Origin of the sequence: Frondihabitans sp. 762G35 (assembly GCF_002074055.1) — a bacterium.
In the GTDB taxonomy this organism is placed as follows: Bacteria; Actinomycetota; Actinomycetes; order Actinomycetales; family Microbacteriaceae; genus Frondihabitans.
In genome coordinates this window covers 2,570,894-2,592,044 of the sequence record NZ_CP014619.1, presented here as the reverse complement: position 1 = coordinate 2,592,044, position 21,151 = coordinate 2,570,894, and the positions used below count along the sequence as shown (strand labels likewise).

Annotated in this window: 21 protein-coding genes; 9 read left to right on the top strand and 12 right to left on the bottom strand. The window is 71.9% G+C overall.

The genetic code is table 11. The features are described from left to right. Positions 1-8 precede the first annotated feature (8 nt). Complete coding sequence (locus AS850_RS12240; protein WP_119869383.1) at positions 9-659, bottom strand: NADPH-dependent F420 reductase; 651 nt, start codon at positions 657-659, stop codon at positions 9-11. Between the two features lie 307 nt (positions 660-966). Between AS850_RS12240 and AS850_RS12235 the strand changes: the two genes are divergently transcribed. Further along, on the top strand, positions 967-1,596 hold the full coding sequence (locus AS850_RS12235) for a LysM peptidoglycan-binding domain-containing protein (RefSeq protein WP_119869382.1): 630 nt from the start codon (positions 967-969) through the stop codon (positions 1,594-1,596). Between the two features lie 86 nt (positions 1,597-1,682). Here the strand turns inward: AS850_RS12235 and AS850_RS12230 are convergent, their stop codons facing one another. Together AS850_RS12230 and AS850_RS12225 are read right to left on the bottom strand one after the other, a co-directional pair. Next, positions 1,683-1,913, bottom strand: coding sequence for a hypothetical protein (locus tag AS850_RS12230; RefSeq protein WP_123955506.1), 231 nt, complete (start codon positions 1,911-1,913; stop codon positions 1,683-1,685). A gap of 61 nt (positions 1,914-1,974) precedes the next feature. Then, positions 1,975-2,763, bottom strand: a complete 789-nt coding sequence (locus AS850_RS12225; RefSeq protein ID WP_119869380.1) for a COG4705 family protein — start codon at positions 2,761-2,763, stop codon at positions 1,975-1,977. A 109-nt stretch (positions 2,764-2,872) separates the two neighbouring features. Between AS850_RS12225 and AS850_RS12220 the strand changes: the two genes are divergently transcribed. Further along, on the top strand, positions 2,873-3,220 hold the full coding sequence (locus AS850_RS12220; protein ID WP_119869379.1) for a hypothetical protein: 348 nt from the start codon (positions 2,873-2,875) through the stop codon (positions 3,218-3,220). A 30-nt stretch (positions 3,221-3,250) separates the two neighbouring features. On the opposite strand, the gene AS850_RS12215 is transcribed toward AS850_RS12220, so the two are convergent. Beyond that, a complete protein-coding gene (locus tag AS850_RS12215) occupies positions 3,251-3,745 on the bottom strand; it encodes a MarR family winged helix-turn-helix transcriptional regulator (RefSeq protein WP_119869378.1) in 495 nt (164 codons plus the stop codon). A gap of 90 nt (positions 3,746-3,835) precedes the next feature. Between AS850_RS12215 and AS850_RS12210 the strand changes: the two genes are divergently transcribed. Further along, complete coding sequence (locus tag AS850_RS12210; protein WP_119869377.1) at positions 3,836-4,768, top strand: NADP-dependent oxidoreductase; 933 nt, start codon at positions 3,836-3,838, stop codon at positions 4,766-4,768. A 36-nt stretch (positions 4,769-4,804) separates the two neighbouring features. Here the strand turns inward: AS850_RS12210 and AS850_RS12205 are convergent, their stop codons facing one another. The 8 genes from AS850_RS12205 to ald all read right to left on the bottom strand — a co-directional run bounded on the left by AS850_RS12205 (position 4,805) and on the right by ald (position 16,031). Next, positions 4,805-6,277, bottom strand: a complete 1,473-nt coding sequence (locus AS850_RS12205; protein WP_119869376.1) for a glycosyltransferase family 39 protein — start codon at positions 6,275-6,277, stop codon at positions 4,805-4,807. Further along, positions 6,274-8,811, bottom strand: a complete 2,538-nt coding sequence (locus tag AS850_RS12200; protein ID WP_119869375.1) for a glycosyltransferase — start codon at positions 8,809-8,811, stop codon at positions 6,274-6,276. The genes AS850_RS12205 and AS850_RS12200 overlap by 4 nt, the downstream gene beginning before the upstream one ends. 36 nt (positions 8,812-8,847) lie before the next feature. Then, positions 8,848-10,662, bottom strand: coding sequence for a CDP-glycerol glycerophosphotransferase family protein (locus tag AS850_RS12195; protein WP_164088446.1), 1,815 nt, complete (start codon positions 10,660-10,662; stop codon positions 8,848-8,850). After that, the gene (locus tag AS850_RS12190) at positions 10,659-11,714 is read right to left on the bottom strand and encodes a threonine aldolase family protein (RefSeq protein WP_119869374.1); all 1,056 of its coding nucleotides are present in this window, start codon (positions 11,712-11,714) and stop codon (positions 10,659-10,661) included. Before AS850_RS12190 ends, AS850_RS12195 begins: the two co-directional genes overlap by 4 nt. Beyond that, positions 11,711-12,379 (bottom strand): SDR family NAD(P)-dependent oxidoreductase, encoded by a 669-nt coding sequence (locus AS850_RS12185; RefSeq protein ID WP_119869373.1) that lies wholly within the window; start codon positions 12,377-12,379, stop codon positions 11,711-11,713. Before AS850_RS12185 ends, AS850_RS12190 begins: the two co-directional genes overlap by 4 nt. Before the next feature lie 25 nt (positions 12,380-12,404). Continuing rightward, on the bottom strand, positions 12,405-13,802 hold the full coding sequence (locus AS850_RS12180) for a DUF6421 family protein (RefSeq protein ID WP_119869372.1): 1,398 nt from the start codon (positions 13,800-13,802) through the stop codon (positions 12,405-12,407). Positions 13,803-13,964: 162 nt separating this feature from the next. Further along, a complete protein-coding gene (locus tag AS850_RS12175) occupies positions 13,965-14,756 on the bottom strand; it encodes a cyclase family protein (protein ID WP_119869371.1) in 792 nt (263 codons plus the stop codon). Positions 14,757-14,921: 165 nt separating this feature from the next. Continuing rightward, the gene (ald, locus tag AS850_RS12170) at positions 14,922-16,031 is read right to left on the bottom strand and encodes an alanine dehydrogenase (protein ID WP_119869370.1); all 1,110 of its coding nucleotides are present in this window, start codon (positions 16,029-16,031) and stop codon (positions 14,922-14,924) included. Positions 16,032-16,227: 196 nt separating this feature from the next. On the opposite strand from ald, the gene AS850_RS12165 reads away from it, so the two are divergent. From AS850_RS12165 to AS850_RS12140, 6 genes are all read left to right on the top strand, one after another. Then, positions 16,228-16,740: an Lrp/AsnC family transcriptional regulator gene (locus tag AS850_RS12165; RefSeq protein WP_236940705.1), complete on the top strand. Its 513-nt coding sequence runs from the start codon at positions 16,228-16,230 to the stop codon at positions 16,738-16,740. Between the two features lie 16 nt (positions 16,741-16,756). Continuing rightward, a complete protein-coding gene (locus AS850_RS12160) occupies positions 16,757-17,722 on the top strand; it encodes an acetylxylan esterase (RefSeq protein WP_119869368.1) in 966 nt (321 codons plus the stop codon). A gap of 64 nt (positions 17,723-17,786) precedes the next feature. Next, positions 17,787-18,080, top strand: a complete 294-nt coding sequence (locus tag AS850_RS12155; RefSeq protein ID WP_119869367.1) for a putative quinol monooxygenase — start codon at positions 17,787-17,789, stop codon at positions 18,078-18,080. 166 nt (positions 18,081-18,246) lie between these two features. Then, positions 18,247-19,437, top strand: coding sequence for a GDSL-type esterase/lipase family protein (locus AS850_RS12150; protein ID WP_123955504.1), 1,191 nt, complete (start codon positions 18,247-18,249; stop codon positions 19,435-19,437). A gap of 142 nt (positions 19,438-19,579) precedes the next feature. Continuing rightward, positions 19,580-20,428 (top strand): DUF4397 domain-containing protein, encoded by an 849-nt coding sequence (locus tag AS850_RS12145; RefSeq protein ID WP_119869365.1) that lies wholly within the window; start codon positions 19,580-19,582, stop codon positions 20,426-20,428. A 2-nt stretch (positions 20,429-20,430) separates the two neighbouring features. Next, positions 20,431-21,102, top strand: coding sequence for a class F sortase (locus AS850_RS12140; RefSeq protein WP_119869364.1), 672 nt, complete (start codon positions 20,431-20,433; stop codon positions 21,100-21,102). Positions 21,103-21,151: the final 49 nt, after the last annotated feature.

The window sequence follows — 21,151 nt, the reverse complement described above, 5'->3', positions numbered from 1 at the left end:
GGGGTGGGTCAGGATGCGGGGGTCGCCCGGACGGCCTTCGCCAGGTTGTCGATCAGCTCCTGCTTCGTCTGCGGGACGACGTAGGCCGGCTGGTCGCGCTCGACGCGCCAGCTGTCGCGGAGCGGGCCGACGTTGACGGTGTCGAAGCCGAACTCGTCGTAGAGCTTCGTGACGAGCTGGGCGGCGTCGTCGAAGTCGCTCGACGTGGCGAGGGCGCGACGACCCTCGGTGCCGGCGGGCTTGCCGTCGGTGAGGATCTGGGCGGCCATGATGTGGTTGAAGCCCTTGGCGACGCGGCTCGTGGGCAGGTGGCGCTGGAGCATCTCCGACGTCGTGTCCTGGCCGTCGTCGAGGGCCTGGATGTGGCCGTCGCGCTCGAAGTAGTAGTTGTTGGTGTCGATCACGATCTTGCCGGCGAGGGGCTCGACGGGGACGGCGTCGACGGCCTTGAGCGGCACGGTGACGACGGCGAACTCGCCGGCGTCGGCGGCTCCCGCGGCGGTGGCGGCGGTGGCCTTGGGGCCGAGCTCCTCGATGAGGTCGGCGAGCGTCTCCGGTCCGCGCGAATTGCTGATCACGACGTCGTAGCCGCTCGCGATGGCCGCCTTCGCGACGGCGGTTCCGATGAAGCCTGCTCCGATGATTCCGATTGTTGTCATGGGAGGGCCAACGGTCGAGGGCGTCACGATGTTCCGTCGGCGGCTGAGAGAATCCTGGCAGCTCGGCGTCGGGACGATTGCCAGCGGCACGATTTGCGGCTCGGCCGAGACGTGTCTACCGTGGTCGAGTCGCTCCCCGAGGGGACGACGGTGTCCGCCAGAAGGCGGACCAGCATGCACGGCGCTGCACATCGCCTCCGGCTGCCCAGCCTGCAGACGCCGACCTGACCTCTATCGGCAGGGGTGGGCAGCCGTATCGCGACCCGTCTCCGGGTCGCTTTGGCGACCCCGTGGAGCATTCATCGCAATGAAGTCATTCACCCGTTCGCGCGCCCTCTTCGGAGGCGCCGCTCTCGTCGCCCTGACCGCCGGAGGGCTCACCCTCGCGGCGGCACCCGCCAACGCTGCTCCCGCCTCCACCTGGGACGCCCTCGCCCAGTGCGAGAGCGGCGGCAACTGGGCCATCGACACCGGCAACGGTTTCTCCGGCGGCCTCCAGTTCACGCAGAGCACCTGGGCCGCCAACGGCGGGACCGGCTCGCCTGCGGCCGCCAGCCGCGCGACGCAGATCAGCGTCGCCGAGCGCGTCCTCGCCTCGCAGGGCTGGGGCGCCTGGCCGGCGTGCTCGGCCAAGCTGGGACTCAGCGGGACCGCAGGAGCCGCGCCCGCTGCTCCTGCGCCCGCTGCCCCCGCGGCGCCCGCGCCGCAGGCCGCACCCGCGCGGCAGCAGGCCGCCCCGGCCCCGACGGCCCGTCGTGCCGCGCCCGTCGCGACGAGCGGCAAGACCTACACCGTCGCCTCGGGCGACACGCTCGCCACCATCGCCGGCAAGCTCGGCGTCTCGGGTGGGTGGGAGAAGCTGGCCGACGCCAACACGTCGACCGTCAGCGACCCGAACCTGATCTTCCCGGGTCAGGTCCTGCAGCTCCCGGCGTAGTCGGGCCCCGAGGGCCCCGGCCGGGCGCACCACCGCACCGTGGAGCGTCTCGGCCGGGGCCTTTCGTGCGTGCGGAGCCGTCCTCGTCAGCGGCGGTGGCGCCAGAGGAAGGGGATGAAGAAGGCGAGGTTCGCGCTGCCGCCCATGCTGGAACGCATGATCACCTCGACCTCGTTGTCGAAGGCCTCGGGCTCCTCGGAGCTCTTCTCGCATCCGTCGGCTCCCGGAGCCGGCTCGTCGATCCACGAGCACTGCTCGATGAGCAGGCGGCTCTCGCGTCGCGCCTCGCGAATGAAACGTCTCGTGTCGTGATCCATGGTCGTCGTCGCCTCTCTGCGCCGCATCCCTCGCCGTCGACTCCGCTGTCGACGACCGCTCTCACTCTACGGCGGACGGCCCCGGAACGCTGCGCTCCCGGCGAGCGAGGACGGCGACGAGCACGACGATGACGGCGAGGAGCGCCAGGCTCACCGGGCCCGTGCCCCACGCGAGACCGCCGCGCGCGTGCGAGACGCCCATCCAGTCGGCGAACGACGCGCCGAGGGGCCGCGTGACGACGTACGCGAACCAGAAGGCGGCGATCGGCCCGAGCATCCTGCCCCGGTGGAGAGCCGCGGGAATCGCCATGACGACGGCGAACAGGAGGCCCGACGCCAGGTAGCCGAGATGGAGGCTCGTCGCCGTCAGATCGCCGACCGCGGTCCCGAGGGCGAACGTCGACAGGACGGTGAGCCAGTAGAAGACCTCGCGGCGCCTCGTCGTGATGCTGTGGATCGCGAGCGTGCCCTCCGTGCGGCGCCAGACGAGGAAGACCGCGGCGAGGACGACCGCGAACCCGACGGCCGACGCGACGTAGGGCACGCCGATCACGACGTGCAGGACGTCGGCGCACATGGTGCCGAAGACGCTGACCATCACGACCGCGAACCAGTAGACCGCCGGGACGTACCGTCGGGCGCGGAACTGGAGCACCATGGCGACGACGAATCCGACGAAGCCCAGGCCGACACCGGCCACCGGATCGACGTGGGTCACGAGGAAGTCGCTCGTCGTCTCGCCCGTGCCGGTCGTGAGGACCTTGACGATCCAGAACAGGGCGGTGACCTCGGGCACGGTGCTGACGGTTCCGACGGCGGCGCGCGCGGTCGCGGGGGAGAGGCGGGTCATGCCCCGAGGGTCGCGTGCCCGATCTGAGATTCGGCCAAGATGGTGGCGGGCGTTCCCTCCGGGACGCGTCGGGGCCGCGGGAGCGAGCAGGATCCGAGGGGAGCGCGTCGTGAAGGTCGTCGTCGAGATCGACGTCGGGGAGCACCAGTGCTGCGGTGACGCCATCGAGCTCAGTCAGCTCGTCGACCTCCCGTGCACCCGGTGGCAGGATTCGGACGGGCGGATACGGCTCCTGGAGGCGTTCCACGAGACGCCTGTCGAGACGCGCGCTCGCGGAAGAGTCACCGACCTCGCCGCCGTGTTCGACGACGGGTCGTCGCTCCCTATCGCCCGCGTCCCCGGGGGCGCTGCGTTGCGCGGATTCGACGAACACGACGACGGGCACCTCGAGGTGCCGTGGACGGGCGAGCTCATCGCCGGGGTCGGGCGGGCGTTCCTCGTGACGGTGAAGCTGTAGGGGCGGCTCGGCCCGCGACTCCTGCGGGCGTCAGACTCGCCGACGGCCTGCGGCCGAGCGCGGCGGAGCGGCGCGGAGGCGACCCGCCGCCCGGCCGAGGATGCGCACGAGATCGTCGACGTCGTCGTCCGACAGAGCCGCGAACAGGTGGCTCCGAACGACCTCGACGTGACCGGGGAAGACGGTCGCGAGGACGGCGCGGCCGGCATCGGTGATCGTGACGATCGTGCTCCGTTCGTCGTCCGGGGAGGGCGCGCGGGTGACGAGGCCGCGCTCGTCGAGCACCTGCGCCTGGTACGTCAGCCCGCTGCGGCTGTAGACCACACCATCGGCGAGGTCGGTCATGCGCTGCCGTCCATCGGGGTCATCACCCAGGCGTGCGAGGACGTGGAACTGGACGTAGCTGAGCCCGCCGTCGTCGCGGAGCTGCTTCTCGACGGAGTGACGCAGGAGGCTGCTGACCTCGGTGAGCGCGAAGTAGGCCTCGAGCTGCTTCGAGGACAGGGGTGTCGGCGCATCCGTCATGGATCCATCCTAGCGTTGCTTCGAATTCAAAGCAGTGCTACGGTTGCGTCAGTTGCTTCGAATTCGAAGCTCTTGACGAAGGGAAACATCATGAAGGCAGTGCGGTACCACGAGGTCGGCGGTCCCGAGGTGCTCCGGATCGAGGAGATCGACGTGCCGACGCCGTCCGCGGGCCAGGTGCGGCTCCGCGTGGCAGCCTCGGCCTTCAATGCCGCCGACAACGGGATGCGCCAGGGGCTCCTGCCGATCCCGGTGGTGCTGCCGCACGTCCCCGGCTACGACGTCTCGGGCACCGTGGACGCTCTCGGCGAAGCGGTCGAGGGTCTCTCCGTGGGCGACCGGGTCGTCGGCTTCCTGCCGATGGATCGCGACGGGGGAGCGGCGGACTACGTGGTCGTTCCGGCCGAGGCCGTGGTCGCGACCCCGACGAGCGTTCCGCTGGCCGACGCCGCGGCGTTGCCCTCGGTCGCGCTGACGGCGTGGCAGGCGCTCTTCGACGAGGGCCGGCTCGAGGCGGGTCAGACGGTCCTCGTCGTCGGAGCGGGTGGCGTCGTCGGCAAGTACGCGATCCAGCTGGCGAAGCGGGTGGGTGCCCATGTCGTCGCGACCGCGAGCCCGCGCAGCCTCGAGGCCGTGCGGACCGCCGGTGCCGACGAGATCGTCGACCACACCCGGTCCGACCTGCTGACGGCCGTGACCGCCCCGGTCGACGTCCTGCTGAACCTCGCGCCGCTCGAGGCGGAGCGCTTCGCCGCCCTCGTGGTGCTCGTCCGCGACGGCGGCCGGGTCGTCAGCACGACGGCCTACATGGCGACCCCCGGCGACGAGGCCCGCGGCGTGAGCGCGTCGACCGTCTTCGTCCGCCCGAATCGCGCCCGCCTCGCCGAGATCGTGTCCCTCGTCGACAGCGGTGCCCTCATCGTCGAGGTCTCGCGCCGCATCCCGCTCGGCGAGCTGCCGGCGCTTCACGCGGAGGCTGCGGCGGGGTCGGTCGCCGGCAAGGTCGTCGTCCTCCCCGCCTGAGCGGGGCGCGGACGCGGGCGGCGGGAGCCCGCGGCGTCAGGACCCCGAGCGGACCAGCTCCAGGATGCGGCTGCTGTGGGTCGGATAGGTCGCGCGCACGGCGTAGCCGGCCGCCTTCAGGTCGGCGAGGCCGTAGGTGTCGACGGTGCCGCCGCGGACGTACTCGACGACGAAGACGCGGTCGTGGCCGTCGAACTTCCCCTGCGCGAGCGCCGTCTCCACCGAGTAGGTGCGGTCGTACCAGGTGTCCGAGCGCGTGAACGGCGTCTTCAGGGTGACGTCGTCCAGCCCCGCGAATCCGGCCGGATAGGTGTGGAGCGCGAGCCGGGGGCGTCGCGAGGGCCGCGCGTCGTCGTCGAAGACGATGGCGTCTCCCGGCTTCGCGTGAGCGGCGACCGTCGAGCTGATGACCGCCCAGTCGCTCTCGTTCTTCGAGTAGGGGGTGCGCTGCGAGACGTAGATGGGGGCGACGGCGGCCGCGACGAGGACGACCGCGCCGAGCATCCTGCGCCAGCCGGCCCGCGCCAGCGTCTCGATGCCGATCGCCATCAGGATGCCCGCGGCCGGAGCCGAGTACGACATGTAGCGGCTGGTGAACGACGCCTTCACGAGCGAGGCGACGACGAGGATCACGGCCGGCACGAGCAGCCACAGGAGGGCGACGAACGTCAGCGACGGACGCTCCTCGCGTCGGGGCCACCCGTCGCGGCGCACGCGGACGACCGCGGCGACCACCGCCACCACGATGAGCAGCCACGCCAGGGCGGCGAACCAGGCGTTGCCGAACCAGAGGCCCACGGTCATCGACTGGAACGTGATGTTGTCCTGCTGCTCGAGGAAGGCGATCTGCGCCCGCTCCAGATAGCCGAGGACGAGGAGCGGCGACGCCAGCACGACGACGGCGACGATGGCGGCCGCCCAGCGCCGGACGAACCGTCCGTCTCGCCGCGTCGTCAGGACGACGACGCCGTGCACGACGACGAAGAGGCCGACGTAGAGGAAGCTGTAGACACCCAGGAGGAACACCGCGGCGTAGGCGATCCACCAGCGCCGCCCGGGCCTCTCGGCACGCAGCAGCCGCACGAGCAGCCAGGTCGCCCAGACGACGAACGCGGCGCTGAACGCGTACGCCCGGGTCTCCTCGCCCATGTAGGTGACGCGGGGCAGGATGCTCGTCACGAGCCCCGCGATGACGGCCAGGCGCGTCGTCGCGAGCTCGCCCACGAGCATCACGACCCCGGCGACCGCGACGCCCACGGCGATCGCCGGCGGGATCCGCACCACGAACGGGGAGGCTCCGTAGAGGTCGATCCAGGCGTGGAGGCCGAGGTAGTAGGAGCCGTGGACGGCGTCGACGTGCGTGAGCATCGTCAGCAGGCTCGGGATCGAGCGCTGCGCCGACATGACGCTGGCGGCCTCGTCTCCCCAGAGCGACGGGATCCAGGAGCCCACCATCGACAGGATCGTGGCGAAGGCGCCGACGAGGGGCGCGATGCGGCGGACGGTCACCGGTCGGACTCCCCCGCGGCCGGGGAGGGGGCGGCGATGCCGGTGGCCCGGAAGAACTCTCCGAGCGCCTCGACGTTGTACGCGGCCTCGTCGAGGTGCGCGGGCGGCACCTCGCCGCGGAGGAAGGCGCGCATCCCGTCGGCGAGGGCGTCGTCCTCCTGCGCGACGACGTGGATGCTGCCCGCGGGGAGCGCGTCGCGCACCGACTCGAACTCGACCGACACGATCGGCAGATCGAGCGCCGCGGCCTCCAGGAGCACCATCGGCTGCCCCTCGTAGAGGCTGGACAGCACGAAGCAGTCGGAGGCTCGGACCGCCGGGAGCGGGTTCTCGAGCGGGCCGACGACGTGCGCGACGTCGGCGAGCCCCAGCTCGTCGACCTGCGCCTCCAGCTCGCTGCGGAGGGCGCCGTGGCCGATCAGGAGCAGCCGCGTGCGGGCGTCCTCGGCGTGCACGCGGGCGAACGCGCGCAGGAGGCGAGCCTGGTTCTTCTCCTCGGAGAAGCGCCCGACCGTCACGAACCAGATCGAGTCGCCCTTGTCGGCGAGCTCCCGTGCCCACGCGGGGACGACCGGTGGCCGGTCGAGACCCTCCTCGCGGTCGGCGGCGGTGACGGGGAAGGGAACGTCGAGCAGGTCGACGGCGGCGCGTTCCGCGTCGCGGGCGGGATCGAGGAGGTTGCGGGCGTAGCCCACCTCCAGCGGCCGACCGGTGTACTCGACGAGGCGGCGGCGGTTGATCTCCGCGAGGCTCCTGGACACCGCGACGAGGGAGTCGTACTGGTCGTAGTGGGCGAAGACCGCCGGCATCGAGAAGCGCATCCGGCGCTTGCCGTTCACGACCCGGTTGACCTCGCTGACCAGGTCGTTGTGCAGCCACATGGCGGTGCGCGCGCCGGGGGCGTGCAGGAGGAGGGTGGCCCAGAAGGGGCTGTAGCCGCTGAAGTCGATCACGTGGTCGAAGGTCGAGTCGCCGAAGACGCGAGTCCACTCGTCGTCCCAGAGCTGCTCCTGCAGCGCGCTCTCACGGTGGGCGACCGCTCGCCCGCGCCGGTCGTGGAGGCGACGCCGGAGGGTCAGGACCTTGCTGCCGTTCATGCCGCCGTCGCGGGGGAACTGCCGCACGGTCGGGGCGATCCGGGCCTGATTCACCCGGAGCTGCTCGGAGCGGGTGCGGTTGAAGACCACGGACACGTCGAACCGGTCGCTCGGGATCGCCTCCAGCAGGTTGAGCGCGGACGACGTGATCCCGTTCGACCAGAGGGCGCCCAGGTGGATCAGGATGCTCGTGCGCTCCGACCGCGACAGGTCGAGGACGCGGTAGCCCTCGCGCTTCGCCCGGAACACGATGTCGACGACGCGGCGCGAGCTGTCGTCGATCGCGTCGGAGGCGAAGCGCTTCTGCCAGGCGTCCCGGACGGCCGCGTGCCGCTCGGCGTCGGGCAGTTCGCCGGGCGCGACGAGGGCCCGGGCGATCACGTCGAGGTCGCCGCTGACGACGCCGGGGAGGTCGTCGTCGCCGAAGTAGGTGCCGCGGTTCGCGGCGTAGTCGTCTTTGTCGGGCGTGTAGAAGGCGATCGGCCGACCGGTCGCGAGGAAGTCGAAGAAGATCGACGAGTAGTCGGTGACGAGCGACCCCGCCAGGCCGAGGACGACGTTCGTCGGGAGGTCGTTGGGCACGAGGACCGAGCGGAGCGCCGGATCGTCGCGGCTGAACCGCTCGACGATCTGGTGCGTCTTCAGCAGGACCACGTGCTCCGGCCCGACGAGGTGCTGCAGCCGGGCGACGTCCCGGCCGAGGGCCTCGACGTCGTCGCTCGGGTCGTTGAACGTCGTTCCCTTCCAGGTGGGCGCGTAGAGGACGATCGAGCGGTCGCCGATCGTCGCCCCCCGCGCCTCCAGCCGCCTCACGACGTCGGCGCGCTCGCGAGCCGACACGCTCTGGCGGTCGACCCGCGGGTAGCCCTCCTCGACGATGGCGCCGCGGAAATGCCCGTCGAGCTTGTAGGCCCGCCCGTACATCTGCTCGGTCATGAAGGAGTTCTGCGACAGGAGGAAGTCGGCCGACACGAAGTTCCGGAGCGTGTTACCCGCCTCGAGCCCGCCGTTCGGCATGTCGTAGCCCATGGTCTTGAGGGGAGTGCCGTGCCACGTGTTGAGGTAGACCTGGCCCGGGCGCTTGCCGAACTCGGGCGGGAAGGTGGCGTTGTTGACGAGGTAGCCGCTCGTCGCGAGGGCCCGGTAGTACTCCACGGTGCCGCGGCGCACGAAGGTCACCCGGTCGTCGCCCCGGAATTCGACCCGCGCAGGATGCTCGGGGTCGGGGTCGTTCACGACCCAGACGTGCCGCAGGTGCGCCAGGTCGCCGGCCGCGAGGAGCTCGCGGAAGATCGCCTCCGGGTTGTCGAGCACGCCGGATCCTGCGAAGGCCTCGTAGAAGACGGTGTCGCGACGGATGGGTCGGGACCGCCAGAAGGCCAGCACCTCGTAGCGCGCCGCGCGTCGCGGGATCGTCACGAGTCTCTTGAGGTTCATTGCCGGTCGTCCCACTTCCGCCCCGAAACGGCAGGGCTAGGAAAGGATACCGACGCGTTCCAGGGCGCGGGCCGTATCGAGCGCGGGGCTGGCCGGGAAGCGAACGTCGGTCTGCTCCCTCAGCGCTCGGGCGAGGACGCGCTTCGGCGTCGACGGCGCCGTGGAGTCGTCGGCCGGGCACCACACGGCCGTCCGCGTGCCGGAGTGGAGGAGCAGCGTCAGCCAGAACGGCTCCGTGCCGACCAGGTCGACGACGAGGTCGAACCGGGCGCCCCCGACGACGCGACGCCACTCGTGGTCCCACATCCGCCGGAGCGGCCCCGACGCGCGGTGGTCGCTCGTGCGTCGGAGTCGGGCGTCGAGGCGTTCGACGAACCGCGCGGCTCGCGGCCGCTCGAGCTCGCCCTGGCGCACGAACTGCCGGATGCGCCGGTCGAAGCCCGCCTGCGCGCTCCGGTAGGCGCGGCGCTGGGAATCGGAGAGGACGACCGACACGTCGAGGGCGTCGAGGTCGAGGGCGTTGGCCAGGGCCATCGCCTCCTCGAAGCGCTCGGGCGTCGCGGCGGCGGGCACTGCCAGCAGGAGGCGCGGGCGCGGCGTCCGATCGCGCGGCACCTCGCCGATCCGGCCGGCCCCGTCGCCGGCCCCCGCCTCGCCACCGGCGAAGACGGCCTCGATCACCCGCTCGGTCGCCCGACCGTCGTCGAGGGGTGCCATGCGCGCGCGGAACGCGCGGAAGGCGTCGCCGAGGTCGTCGGTCTCCCCGAGTCGCAGGATCTCCCGAGCCGTCGCCTCGACGTCGCGGGTCACAGGCCCGGGCCACACGCCCGGCTCGAGGTAGAGGCCGCGATAGCCGGCGTAGTCGTCGATGTCGGGCGCGAAGAACACGATCGGTCGGTCGAGCGAGAGGTAGTCGACGAAGATCGACGAGTAGTCGGTGACGAGGGCGTCGGAGGCCGCGAGGACGACGTTGGCGGGAATGTCGTTCGGCACGAGGAACGAGCGGACGTCGTCGGCCGGCCCGCTCGCCGCGAGGGCGAACCGGTGGACGACCTGATGGGTCTTGAGGAGGACGAGGTGGCGCTCCGGATCGAGGAGCCGCTGCAGGTCGCGGGTGGCCGCGAAGAGGCTCTCGGCGTCGTCCTCCGGCTTCGCGAACGAGGTGCCCTTCCAGGTCGGCGCCCAGAGCACGATCCGCCGGTCGCCCGCGTCGAGCCCGCGCGCGGCGAGGAGCGCCCGGGCCCGTGCCCCGACCTCGGGGCCGCCGAGCTGGCGGTCGATCCTCGGGTAGCCGGTCTCGAGGATCCTGCCCTCGAAGAGCCCGTGGAGCCGGTGCGCGTCGAGGAAGAGCGTGTCGGTGGTGAACGGATTGGGGGAGAGGAGGACGTCGGCCTGGAGGAAGTTCCGCAGCACGTTGGCGACGCGCGAAGCGGGGTCGCCGATGTCGAAGCCCATCTTCTTGAGCGGGGTGCCGTGCCAGGTGTTCACGAGGACCTGGTCGGGGCGCTTCGTGAACTGGCGGTCGAATGTGGCGTTGCTGATCAACCACTTCGCCGTGTGGAGGGCTCGGTCGTACTCGGGCGAGAGCGGCTCGACGAAGCGGACCCGCCGGTCGCCGCTCCACTCGTCGCGGAACGCGGTGTTGTCGTTCTCGTCGGAGAGCGACCAGACGTGCGTCAGGCGGGCGAATCGCGGGTCGGCGACGAGCCCGCGGAAGATCGCCTCCGGGTTGCAGAGCGCGCCGTTGCCGTTGAACGACTCATAGAGGACCGTGTCGGGCTCGACGGGGCGTCGCCGCCACGCGGCACGCCGATCCGCCTCCCGGGCTCGGGCACGCTCCTCGGGGGTCACCGCGCGAGCTCCTCCCGGATGACCTCCACGAAGCGGTCGACATCGGCTTCGGTCGTGTCGAACGCGGCCATCCAGCGGACCGATCCGGCGGCGCGATCCCAGTCGTAGAAGCGCACGCGCTCCCGGATCCGGTCGGCGACGTCGTTCTCGATGATGCCGAACACGGCGTTGGCGTCGGTCGGATAGCCGAAGCGGAGCCCGTCGAGCGACGCCTCCTCGAGGCGCGAGCGGAGGCGCGCGGCCATCGCGTTGGCGTGCGACGCCGAGCGCAGCCAGAGGTCGCCCTCGAGCAGCGCGATGAGCTGCGCGGACACGAAGCGCATCTTGGAGGCGAGCTGCATGTTGAGCTTGCGCAGGAAGACGAGGCCGTCGACGGCGGACGGGGTGAGGGCGACCACGGCCTCGCCGTAGAGGAGCCCGTTCTTCGTGCCGCCGAAGCTCAGGACGTCGACGCCGGCGTCGGTGGTGAAGTCGCGGAGGGGCACGCCGAGCGAGGCGGCCGCGTTGGCGATCCGGGCACCGTCCATGTGGAGGGTCATGCCCTTCGCGTGCACGTGGTCGGCGATGGCGCGGACCTCGTCGACCGTGTAGACGGTGCCGAGCTCGGTGCTCTGCGTGATGCTCACCGCGAGCGGCTGGGCCCGGTGCTCGTCGCCCCACCCCCAGGCCTCCACGTCGATGAGGTCGGGGGTGAGCTTGCCGTCGTCGGTGGGCACCGTCAGGAGCTTCAGCCCGCTGATCCGCTCCGGAGCACCGTTCTCGTCGGTGTGGATGTGCGCGGTCGACGTCGCGACGACGGCGCCCCACCGCGGCAGCATCGCTGTGAGGGCCGTCACGTTGGCGCCCGTGCCGTTGAAGACGGGGAACGCCTCGGCCTGATCGCCGAAGTGCACCCTCATCACCTCCTGGAGGCGGGCCGTGTAGGCGTCCTCGCCGTAGGCGACCTGGTGGCCGCCGTTGGCCTCGGCCAGCGCCTCGAGGATCTCGGGGTGGGTGCCGGCGTAGTTGTCGGAGGCGAAACCGCGCCAGGAGGGGTCGTGCAGACGTGTCATGGGTCCAGTCTTCCAGGTGTCGCCGGGGGAATGTCGGCGGCAGGAGCCACCAGGTCGATCCGCGCGCCGTTGAGCGTCGCCGGGTCGCCCCGCTCGACCTCCAGCACGGCGTCCGCGATGCGGGCCGGATCGGTGCCGCCCTCGCCGATGGACGAGACGACCAGGGAGACGGCCGCCGCCCGACCGGCCTTCCGCCAGGAGGAGGCGACGGCCGAGACCCAGGTCTCCGCCGCGGCCTTGAGGGTGGCGTAGTTCGCGTTGCTCCAGGTGGGCTTCCCGGCGGCGACCGCGCTGACGATGACGAGGCGCCCGGAGGCCGACGACGTCAGGTCGTCGTGGAACGCCCGGGAGGCGTTCCGCAGGGTCGTGAGGACCTGCCGCTCCAACCAGGCGAAGTCGTCGTCGTCGCGGCCGCCGCGCCAGCCGCCCACGAGGTGGACGAGCGAATCGACGGGTCCGACGTTCGTCGTGACCGTCTCGGCCAGCGCCCGGGTCGCGTCGGCGTCGCCCAGGTCGGCCACGAGCCGCACGTCCGCGTCGACCCCGGCGAGTCGTCCGGCGTCGGTGCCGACGGCGACCACCGTCGCCCCCGTGCCGCGGAGTGCCGTGCAGACCGCACGGCCCGCGACACCGGTGGCGCCGGTGACGACGACCACGCGGCTCATCGCGCCTGCTCCTGCGGGCCGCCCATCAGCGGGCGTCGACGACGTCGGGCGTCGTCCCGGTGATGCCGGCCGTCGACTCGATCACGGCCGCCATCTTCTTCGCGAGAGCCTCGTAGAACATCGAGAGCGGGAACTCGTCGTCGAGGACGGCGTCGGTGTAGCCCTTCGGCGGCCCGGCGAGCGGCAGGTCGCGAGCCGCCCAGCGCGAGGCGGGGTGCGGCGTGAGGGTCGACGACACGAGGTCGTAGGCGGCGAGCCAGTGCGCGACCTTGGGCCGGTCGATCGAGCGCCAGTAGAGGTCGTCGATCTCGTGGCCCAGCGCGATCACGACGTCGGGCACCTCGTCCCAGTCGATCGCGAGGGAGGTGTCGGTCCAGTGGAGCACGTGGTGCTGGTGCAGCCAGGCGAAGAGGAGCTGCCCGCCGAGCCCGTCGTAGTTGCGCACGCGCGAGCCCGTGATCGCGAAGCGGAAGATGCGATCGAAGAGCACCGCGTACTGCACGAGCTGCGCGCGCTCGCGGGTGACGTCGTCCGTCTCGACGTCTCGGGTCAGGCGGACGGCCTCCCGGTAGGCCGTGAGGTCGCAGCGCAGCTCCTCCAGGCTGTACAGGAAGAACGGCATCCGCTGCTTGATCATGAACGGGTCGAAGGGGAGGTCGCCGCGCATGTGGGTGCGGTCGTGGATGAGGTCCCAGAGGACGAACGTCTCCTCGGCCAGGCGCTGGTCGTCGAGGAGGCGCTCGGCGCCGCTCGGCAGGTCGAGCTTCGTGATGCCCGCGGCCGCGCGGAGCACCCGCCGGAACCGGGCGGCCTCGCGGTCGGCGAAGATCGCGCCCCAGGTGAACGTCGGGACGGCCCGCATGGCCACGGACTCCGGGAAGAGCACCGCCGAGTTCGTGTCGTAGCCGGGCGTGAAGTCCACGAAGCGGATGGGCACGAAGAGCGCGTTCGAGTAGGGCCCGGCCTCGAGCTCGGCGATGAACTCCGGCCAGATGACCTCGACGAGGACGGCCTCGACGAGTCGCGAGGTGCTGCCGTTCTGGGTGTACATCGGGAAGACGACGAGGTGGCCGAGCCCGTCCACGCGGTCGCGCTGCGGCTGGAAGGCCGTGAGCGAGTCGAGGAAGTCCGGCACACCGAAGCCCTCGGCGGCCCAGCGGTCGAAGTCCCGGGCCAGAGCGGTCAGGTAGTCGGCGTCGTGCGGGAACACCGCGCGGAACCGCAGGATGCTCGCGGCCAGCCGGGCCGTCAGCTCGCCGGCGCGCGCGTGGTCGGCCGGCTCCGGGATCCTGCCGTCCTGGGCCTGGAGCCCCTGCAGCTCGACGGCCGCGGACTTCAGGTCGAGCCACTCGGGCGAGGACGCGACGTCCTCGACGACCTCGGGTTCGCCGATGATGGTCTTCGTCTGGGTGATGTCGGACATGGCAGCCTCCGATCAGGTCGTCGCGGGGAGCGTCGCCCGGGTCGGGCGGCGTGAGGATTCCGTGAGGATTCCGTCAGGCCTAAAGTAGCGATCCTTTCGTCTCGGGAGGTTTCGGCGGTGTGAAGACGCAAAGAATGCGCGTGACGGCGCACGTTCTTTGCGTCAGGCGGTCCGCTGCACCCGCGTGTTCGGCTGCCGCGGTGGTCCTAGGTGGGGTGCAGGAGCCGAGCGCGAGGGTCTAGCGGGCCGCGAGGGTGGCGCGGGGGCGGCGCGGGTGGGGGCGGGAGCCCCGGGGAGCTCGGCGAAGGCGCGGACGGGGAAGGTGCCGAACCCCTCGACGGCGGGCGGAACCGCGGTGAACCGCGCCCCCGAGGCGGGAACGTCTCCGAGCCGCGTCAGGTGCTCGACCACCGGGATCCCGGCGGCGAGCAGGAGCGAGTGCGCCGGCCGGGCCCCGCCCGATTCGGTGTCGTCGATGTTGAGCGAGTCGATCCCGACCAGGGCGACTCCGGCGTCGACCAGGAAGCGGACGCCCTCCTCGGTGAGGAACGGCGCCCCGTGCGCGTAGGACTCCTGCCCGAACCGGGCGTCCCAGCCGGTGTGCAGGAGGACGGCCGTGCCCTCGAGCGATCGCCCGGACAGCGCCGACGCGGGGATGCCCCGCTCCGAGAGACCCGTGAGGCTGAACACCTCCGCAGGCAGGCCGACGAGCACCTCGAGCGGCAGCGAGGCGAGATCGCCGCCGTCCGCGTACCGGTGGAAGGGGCTGTCGAGGTAGGTGCCCGTATTGCCGATCATCGTGATGACGTCCATCGCGAACTCGGTGCCGGGGGCGTAGCGCTCGCGGGAGTCCTCGCGCGTCAGGTGCGGCGTGATGACGGGGGCGGGCAGTCCCGGGTAGGTGACGAGCCCGGCGCGGATCCGGTGGCTGAGGTCGACGAGGCGTGCGGTCATGGCGCGAGTCTGGCAGGAGCCGCGGCTCCGCGGGGCGCCCTGGCAGTCGGTCGCCGTTGTCTGGCAGCCCCACGTCGCACCCTCGTGTTCGGCTGTCGCGGTGGTCCTAGGCGGGGTGCGGCAGCCGAGCGCGAGGGTTTAGCGGGTGGGGGAGGGGTGAGGGGGCTAGGGCAGGAGGGGCGCCGGGGCGAACGGGATGTCCGGGAACGCCTCCGCCGTGCCTGCGTGGGTCAGGCGACCCGCGACGCTCGAAACGGCGGGGAGGAGCGCCGGCGTCCGTCGGACCGCCTCCTGCCAGCCGCGGTCGGCCAGCTCGACCACGTAGGGGAGCGTCGCGTTGGTGAGCGCCAGCGTCGACGTCGACGCGAAGCCGCCCGGCATGTTCGCCACGCAGTAGAACGTCGACCGCTCGACCGGGTAGGTGGGGTCGTCGTGCGTCGTCGGCCGGCTGTCCTCGAAGCAGCCGCCCTGGTCGATCGCGATGTCGACCAGCACGGAGCCCGGCTTCATCCGCGAGACGAGGTCGTGAGAGACGAGCTTCGGGGCCTTCTTGCCGGGCAGGAGCACCGCGCCGATGACCAGGTCGGCCTCGAGCACGCTCCGCTCGATCTCGAAGGCGTTCGAGACCACGGTCTTGACCTTGCCGCCGTAGACCTCGTCGAGGTGCCGGAGCCGCGGGATCGACAGGTCGAGGATCGTCACGTCGGCGCCCGAGGCGTAGGCCTGCCCGAGAGCGTTCGTGCCGGCCTGGCCCGCACCGATGATGGTCACCTTCGCGGGGCGCACCCCGGGGACGCCTCCGAGCAGGACGCCTCGACCGCCGTGAGCGCCCATCAGGTGGTAGCTGCCCACCATGACGGACATGCGCCCGGCGACCTCGCTCATCGGAGCGAGGAGCGGCAGCGAGCCGTCCGCGAGCTGGACCGTCTCGTAGGCGATCGACGTGGTGCCGGAGGCGACGAGCGCCTCGGTCAGCGCGCGGTCGGCCGCGAGGTGGAGATAGGTGAAGAGGGTGAGGCCGGGTCGAAGGTGGCGGTACTCCGAGGCGACCGGCTCCTTGACCTTGACGACCATCTCGGCGCCCCAGGCCGCCTCGACGTCGACGAGCTCGGCTCCTGCCCGGACATACTCTTCGTCGGGCACGGCCGCCCCGAGGCCGGCACCGCGCTCGACGCGGACGGTGTGTCCGCGGCGGGTGAGCTCGAAGACGCCGGACGGCGTCAGTCCGACCCGGTTCTCGTGGTTCTTGGTCTCTTTCGGTACCCCGACGATCACGGCGGCTCTCCTCGTCTTCGCTGCTGGACTGGTCTCGACGAATCGACGTCGAATGAGCCCTATCGTGCTGGGAATGTGTCTCCGACGGGTAAAATCCGAAGAGAATTCGGCACGAGGCCGAAAATCACCATCGTCGTTCGAGTCGACTCCTAAGGGAGGCGCGCCCGTCGAACGTCCTTCGACCCCGGGAGCACCAGTGGAGATCACCCTCGACGACGTCGACGAGCGCATCGTCTGGGAGCTGACGCGCAACGCCCGCCTCAGCAACAAGGAGCTCGCCGACCGGGTCGGCCTCGCCCCGTCGACCTGCCTCGTCCGAGTCCGGGCCCTGCAGGAGTCGCGGGTCATCCGGTCGTACCACGCGCATCCCGACTGGGCCGCCCTCGGGCTCTCGGTCGAGGCGATCGTCGCGGTCCGCCTGCGGGCGCAGGCCCGTGGCGAGATCGAGACCTACGCGCAGCGCGTCATCACACTGCCGAACGTGCTCAACGTCTTCTTCCTCGGCGGGGCCGACGACTTCTTCATCCACGTCGCGTGCTCGTCGACGGCGCAGCTCCGCGACTTCGTGGCGCAGCAGCTCAGCATGGACACCTCGGTCGCGTCGACCCAGACCAACATCGTCTTCGACCACCTCTCGGGCATCGAGCACATGGGGGCCGGATCCGGGTGGGCCCAGGCGCGGCGACGCGCGGGCGGTGCGGGCCGCTAGCTCCTAAGCTCGGACCATGTTCGTCGACCTGGCCGAAGAAGATCTCCGTGCGTACCGGAGCTCGCAGACCGATCCCGCCGACTTCGACTCGTTCTGGCGGACCACCCTCGACGAGAGCCGGGGATTCGACCTCGACCCCGAGATCGTCCTCGTCGACACCGGCCTCACCACGATCGACGTCCACGACGTGACGTTCTCCGGCTACCGCGGCGACCGGGTCCGCGCCTGGCTCCGGGTCCCGCACGGGGCCACCGGACCGCTGCCGACGGTCGTCCAGTACCAGGGCTACGGCGGCGGGCGAGGCCGAGCGATCAGCGACCTCCTCTGGGCCTCGGCCGGCTACGCCCACCTGCTCGTCGACACCCGCGGCCAGGGCTCGGTCTGGGGCGGTGGCGACACTCCGGATCCTGCCGGCAGCGGCCCCCAGGGCCCCGGCTTCATGACCCGCGGCATCGACGACCGCGACACCTACTACTACCGCCGCGTGTTCACTGACGCCGTGCGCGCCGTCGACCTCGCGCGCTCGCTCGACGTCGTCGACGGAGGCCGCATCGCCGTACTCGGGGGAAGCCAGGGCGGCGGCATCTCGCTGGCCGTGGCCGGTCTCGTCGAGGGGCTCGCCGGGGTCTTCCCCCGGGTGCCGTTCCTCTGCGATTTCCCGCGCGCCACGGTCATCACCGACAGCGACCCCTACAAGGAGATCGGCCGCTACCTCGCCGTCCACCGGGGCAAGGCGGACAGAGTGCACGAGACCCTGGCGTACTTCGACGGGGTCAACTTCGCGCGACGCGCCACCGCCCCGGCGTGGTTCACGACGGCCCTGATGGATTCGGTGTGCCCGCCGTCCACCGTGTTCGGCGCGTTCAACGCCTACGCGGGCGAGAAGAGCATCCGCGTCTGGCCGTACAACGGGCACGAGGGCGGCGGCGAGTTCTCCGACGAGGACGACCTCGCCCGGCTCGCCGAGCTGTTCGCGCGCTGACGCGAGGGGCATCGCCCCGGGCATCCTGCACCCCACCACCACCCCCCCCGACGAAAGGCCGACCATGTCGACGATCGTGTTCCTCGAGACCACCCTGAAAGACGACGCCGAGGGAGTCGACGAGATCGTCCGCGAGACCCTCGCCCAGACCATCGAGTTCGACGGCTGCGAGGCCCTCCGGGTGGTCCGCGACGACGCCGACCCGACGAGCCTCGTCGTCATCGAGACCTGGGAGACGACGGCCGCGCACGACGCCTACGTCGCCTGGCGCGCCACGCCGGAGGGCGCGAACCGCCTCGGCCAGATCCTCGCGAAGCCGCCCGTCACGCGCGTCTTCAGCACGGGCATCGAGCTCTAGGCGGGCCGCCGCCGCGGCCGATCGCGGCCCCTCTTCGGGAGGGTGGTGTCCTCCTAATGCCCCACCTAGGGTGGGTGCATCAGGCACTGCGCGGTCGGTCGTCCACGGATCAGGACGACGCTGCACGACCTCGCCGGTGCGCCGAACCCACCACTCGGAGATCACCATGACGTCGCTCCTCCCTGCCCTCCTGCGGCTGCCCCGGCGGCAGCACGCGCGCCTCATCGAGACGTCGCTCGCGCGCGCGCCTCACCCCTCGGGGGCGTCGCGGGCCCATGCACCCGGGATCGACCCCGACCGGGTGCTCGTCATCGGCGGGGGAGATCCGGCCGTCGGAGCCGGGGTCACCTGCCAGGACCTCGCCGTCGCCGGCCATCTCGCGCGAGCGGTCAGCGGCCGGACGTCACGGGGTGCCGACGTCGACGTGCTCGCGGACCCGTCCTGGGACATCGACGCCGTGGCGCGCCACCTCGGGGAGCGCGACCTCCGCGGTTACGACGCCGTCGTGATCGCCGTCGGCGGGAGCGACGCCTTCCGGTTCCTGCCCGAGCAGCGCTGGGCCGCGTCGCTCCGCCGCCTCCTCGCCCGGGTCTCCCGCCTCTCCGCGCCGCACACGCCCGTCGTCGTCGTCGGGATCCAGCCGCCGTCCTCGCTCCCGGCCTACCGGACCCGCGCCGCCGCCCTCTCGGACACCTGGGCGGAGCGCCTCAACGCGGTGACGCGCCGGATCTGCTCTCTCGACGCCCGGGCCCGCTACGTCGCACCGCCGGTCGAGGTCGAGGCCTCCCTCGCGTCGCACCGCTTCTTCGAGTGGGGTGTCGTCGTGGCGACCTCTCTGGCCCCGCTCCTCGACGACGTCGCCGAGGGCGACCGCCTCGCCCGAGCGGCCCGCAACCGGCCGCAGGCCGAGGAGCGACGGCTCGCCACCCTCTGGGAGCTCCGGCTCGTCGACACCCCGGCCGAGCGGCGCTTCGACGAGATCGTCGGGCGCGCCAGGACGCTCTTCGGCACCGGCGGAGCCGCTTTCAGCGTGATCGACGAGGACCGCCAGTGGAACAAGGCCGTCGCCGGAGTGGACATCCGGGAGGTGCCGCTCGACCGGTCGTTCTGCGCGACGACGGTGTCGCGCGCGGAGCCGTTCGTCGTCGGCGACGCCCGGAGCGACCCGCGAGCCGCGCACCTCGACTCCGACTGGCACTTCTACGCCGGGTACCCGGTCGAGGCGGCTGACGGCACGCGGGTCGGGGCCCTCTGCGTCTTCGACCGGGAGCCGCGGGACGCCGACTCGGTCGACCTGCGGCTCCTGCGCGACTTCGCGCTCGCGATCCAGCGCGAGCTCCGGGCCGTGCCGGTCTGAATCGCGGCGTCCGCACCCGCTCCGGAACTTTTTTCGGGCCGGGTGCATCCGGGAGCACCCTCCGACGAGTAGTACACACGACTGCCAGAGCCGGCAGCCGCATCACTCGTCCGGCCCTCGGGCCATCAGGAGGATTCCCACCATGCGAAAGACCCTCATCGCCGGCCTCGCCGCCGGCGCACTCGTCGCGCTGGCGAGCGCCGTTCCCGCCTCGGCGGCCACCGGAGACGCCACCCTGACCGTGCTGCACGCGGTCCCGAAGGTCACCGTCGACGTCTACCTCGACGGCAAGCGCGCCATCGACGACTTCACGCCCGGAATGATGGCCGGCCCGCTCGACGTCCCCGCGGGATCCCACGAGATCGCCATCACGGCCGGCGACGCCACCGACGCCTCGAAGCCGATCATCGGACCCATCACGGTCGACCTCGCGGCCGGCGGAAACTACACCGCCGTCGCCCACGACAAGACCGACGGGAGCCCGACCGCCACGCTCTTCACGAACGACACCTCGACGATCCCGGCCGGTCAGGGTCGCCTGATCGTCCGCCACGTCGCCGCGGCTCCGGCCGTCGACGTCCTCGCGGGCGGCAAGGCCGTGATCTCGGGTCTCACGAACCCGAACGAGAAGGCGCTCACCCTTCCCGCCGGGACGGTCTCGGCCTCCGTGGCCGCCGCCGGCACGACGGCGCCGGTCATCGGCCCGGCCGACGTGAAGGTGGCCGAAGGCGCCGACACGATCGTCTACGCGTGGGGCAGCCTGAACGACAAGACCCTCGCTCTCGCCACGCAGACGATCGGCGGCCTCGGCACCGGCCCGAACGGTGTGCCCGCGGGTAACGAGGGCCTCGTCGCCACGAACCGTCCGACCGACACCCCGTGGATCGCGGGCGCGCTCGCCGCGCTCCTCGCCCTCGGCGCCGCGGGCGTCCTGACGGTGCGTCGCCGCACCGCCCTCCGGCAGGAGTCGGTGCTCGAGGAGAAGCGCTGACCATGCCCCGCCTCACCGCGGCCGTCGCCCGGGGCCTCGCGGCCTCGGCGGCGGCCCTGGTGCTGCTCGCAGGATGCACGGCGGTGACCTCGCAGCCCGCCGCCGTGGCTCCCGCCCCCGTCCCGTCGGCCACGCCGACGCCCTCCCCGACGGCGACCCCCTCGAGCGGCACCACCGACCCGGAGATCCCGCAGGTCGTGGCGACGGTGCCCCCGATCGCCCCCGCACCGGCGTCGCCCGCGCGACTCGCGGTCGACTGGGCCGGCATCGACGTGCCGGTCGAGGCCAAGGGCGTCGACGCCAGGGGGGAGATGGACCTTCCCGCCGATCCGAAGATCGCCGGCTGGTACCGCTTCAGCGCGGCACCGTCGGCCCCATCGGGCACGACCGTCCTCGGGGCCCACGTCGACGCCGTCGGCTACGGCATCGGTCCGTTCTCGCACCTCGTCGACGTGCCGAAGGGGACGCGCATCACGCTGACGGACACCGACGGCTCCCGGAAGGTCTTCGCCGTCGACTCCGCGACGATGATCACGAAGACGGCGGTGCCGTGGAAGTCGATCTTCGACACCTCGGGGGCACGGCGGCTCGTCCTCGTCACCTGCGGCGGCGAGTTCGACTACCGGACGCACCACTACCTGAGCAACCTCGTCATCACGGCCAGCCCGGTGTGACCAGCGGTGACGACGGTGCGCGCACTACCATCGATCGATCGGCCCCGAC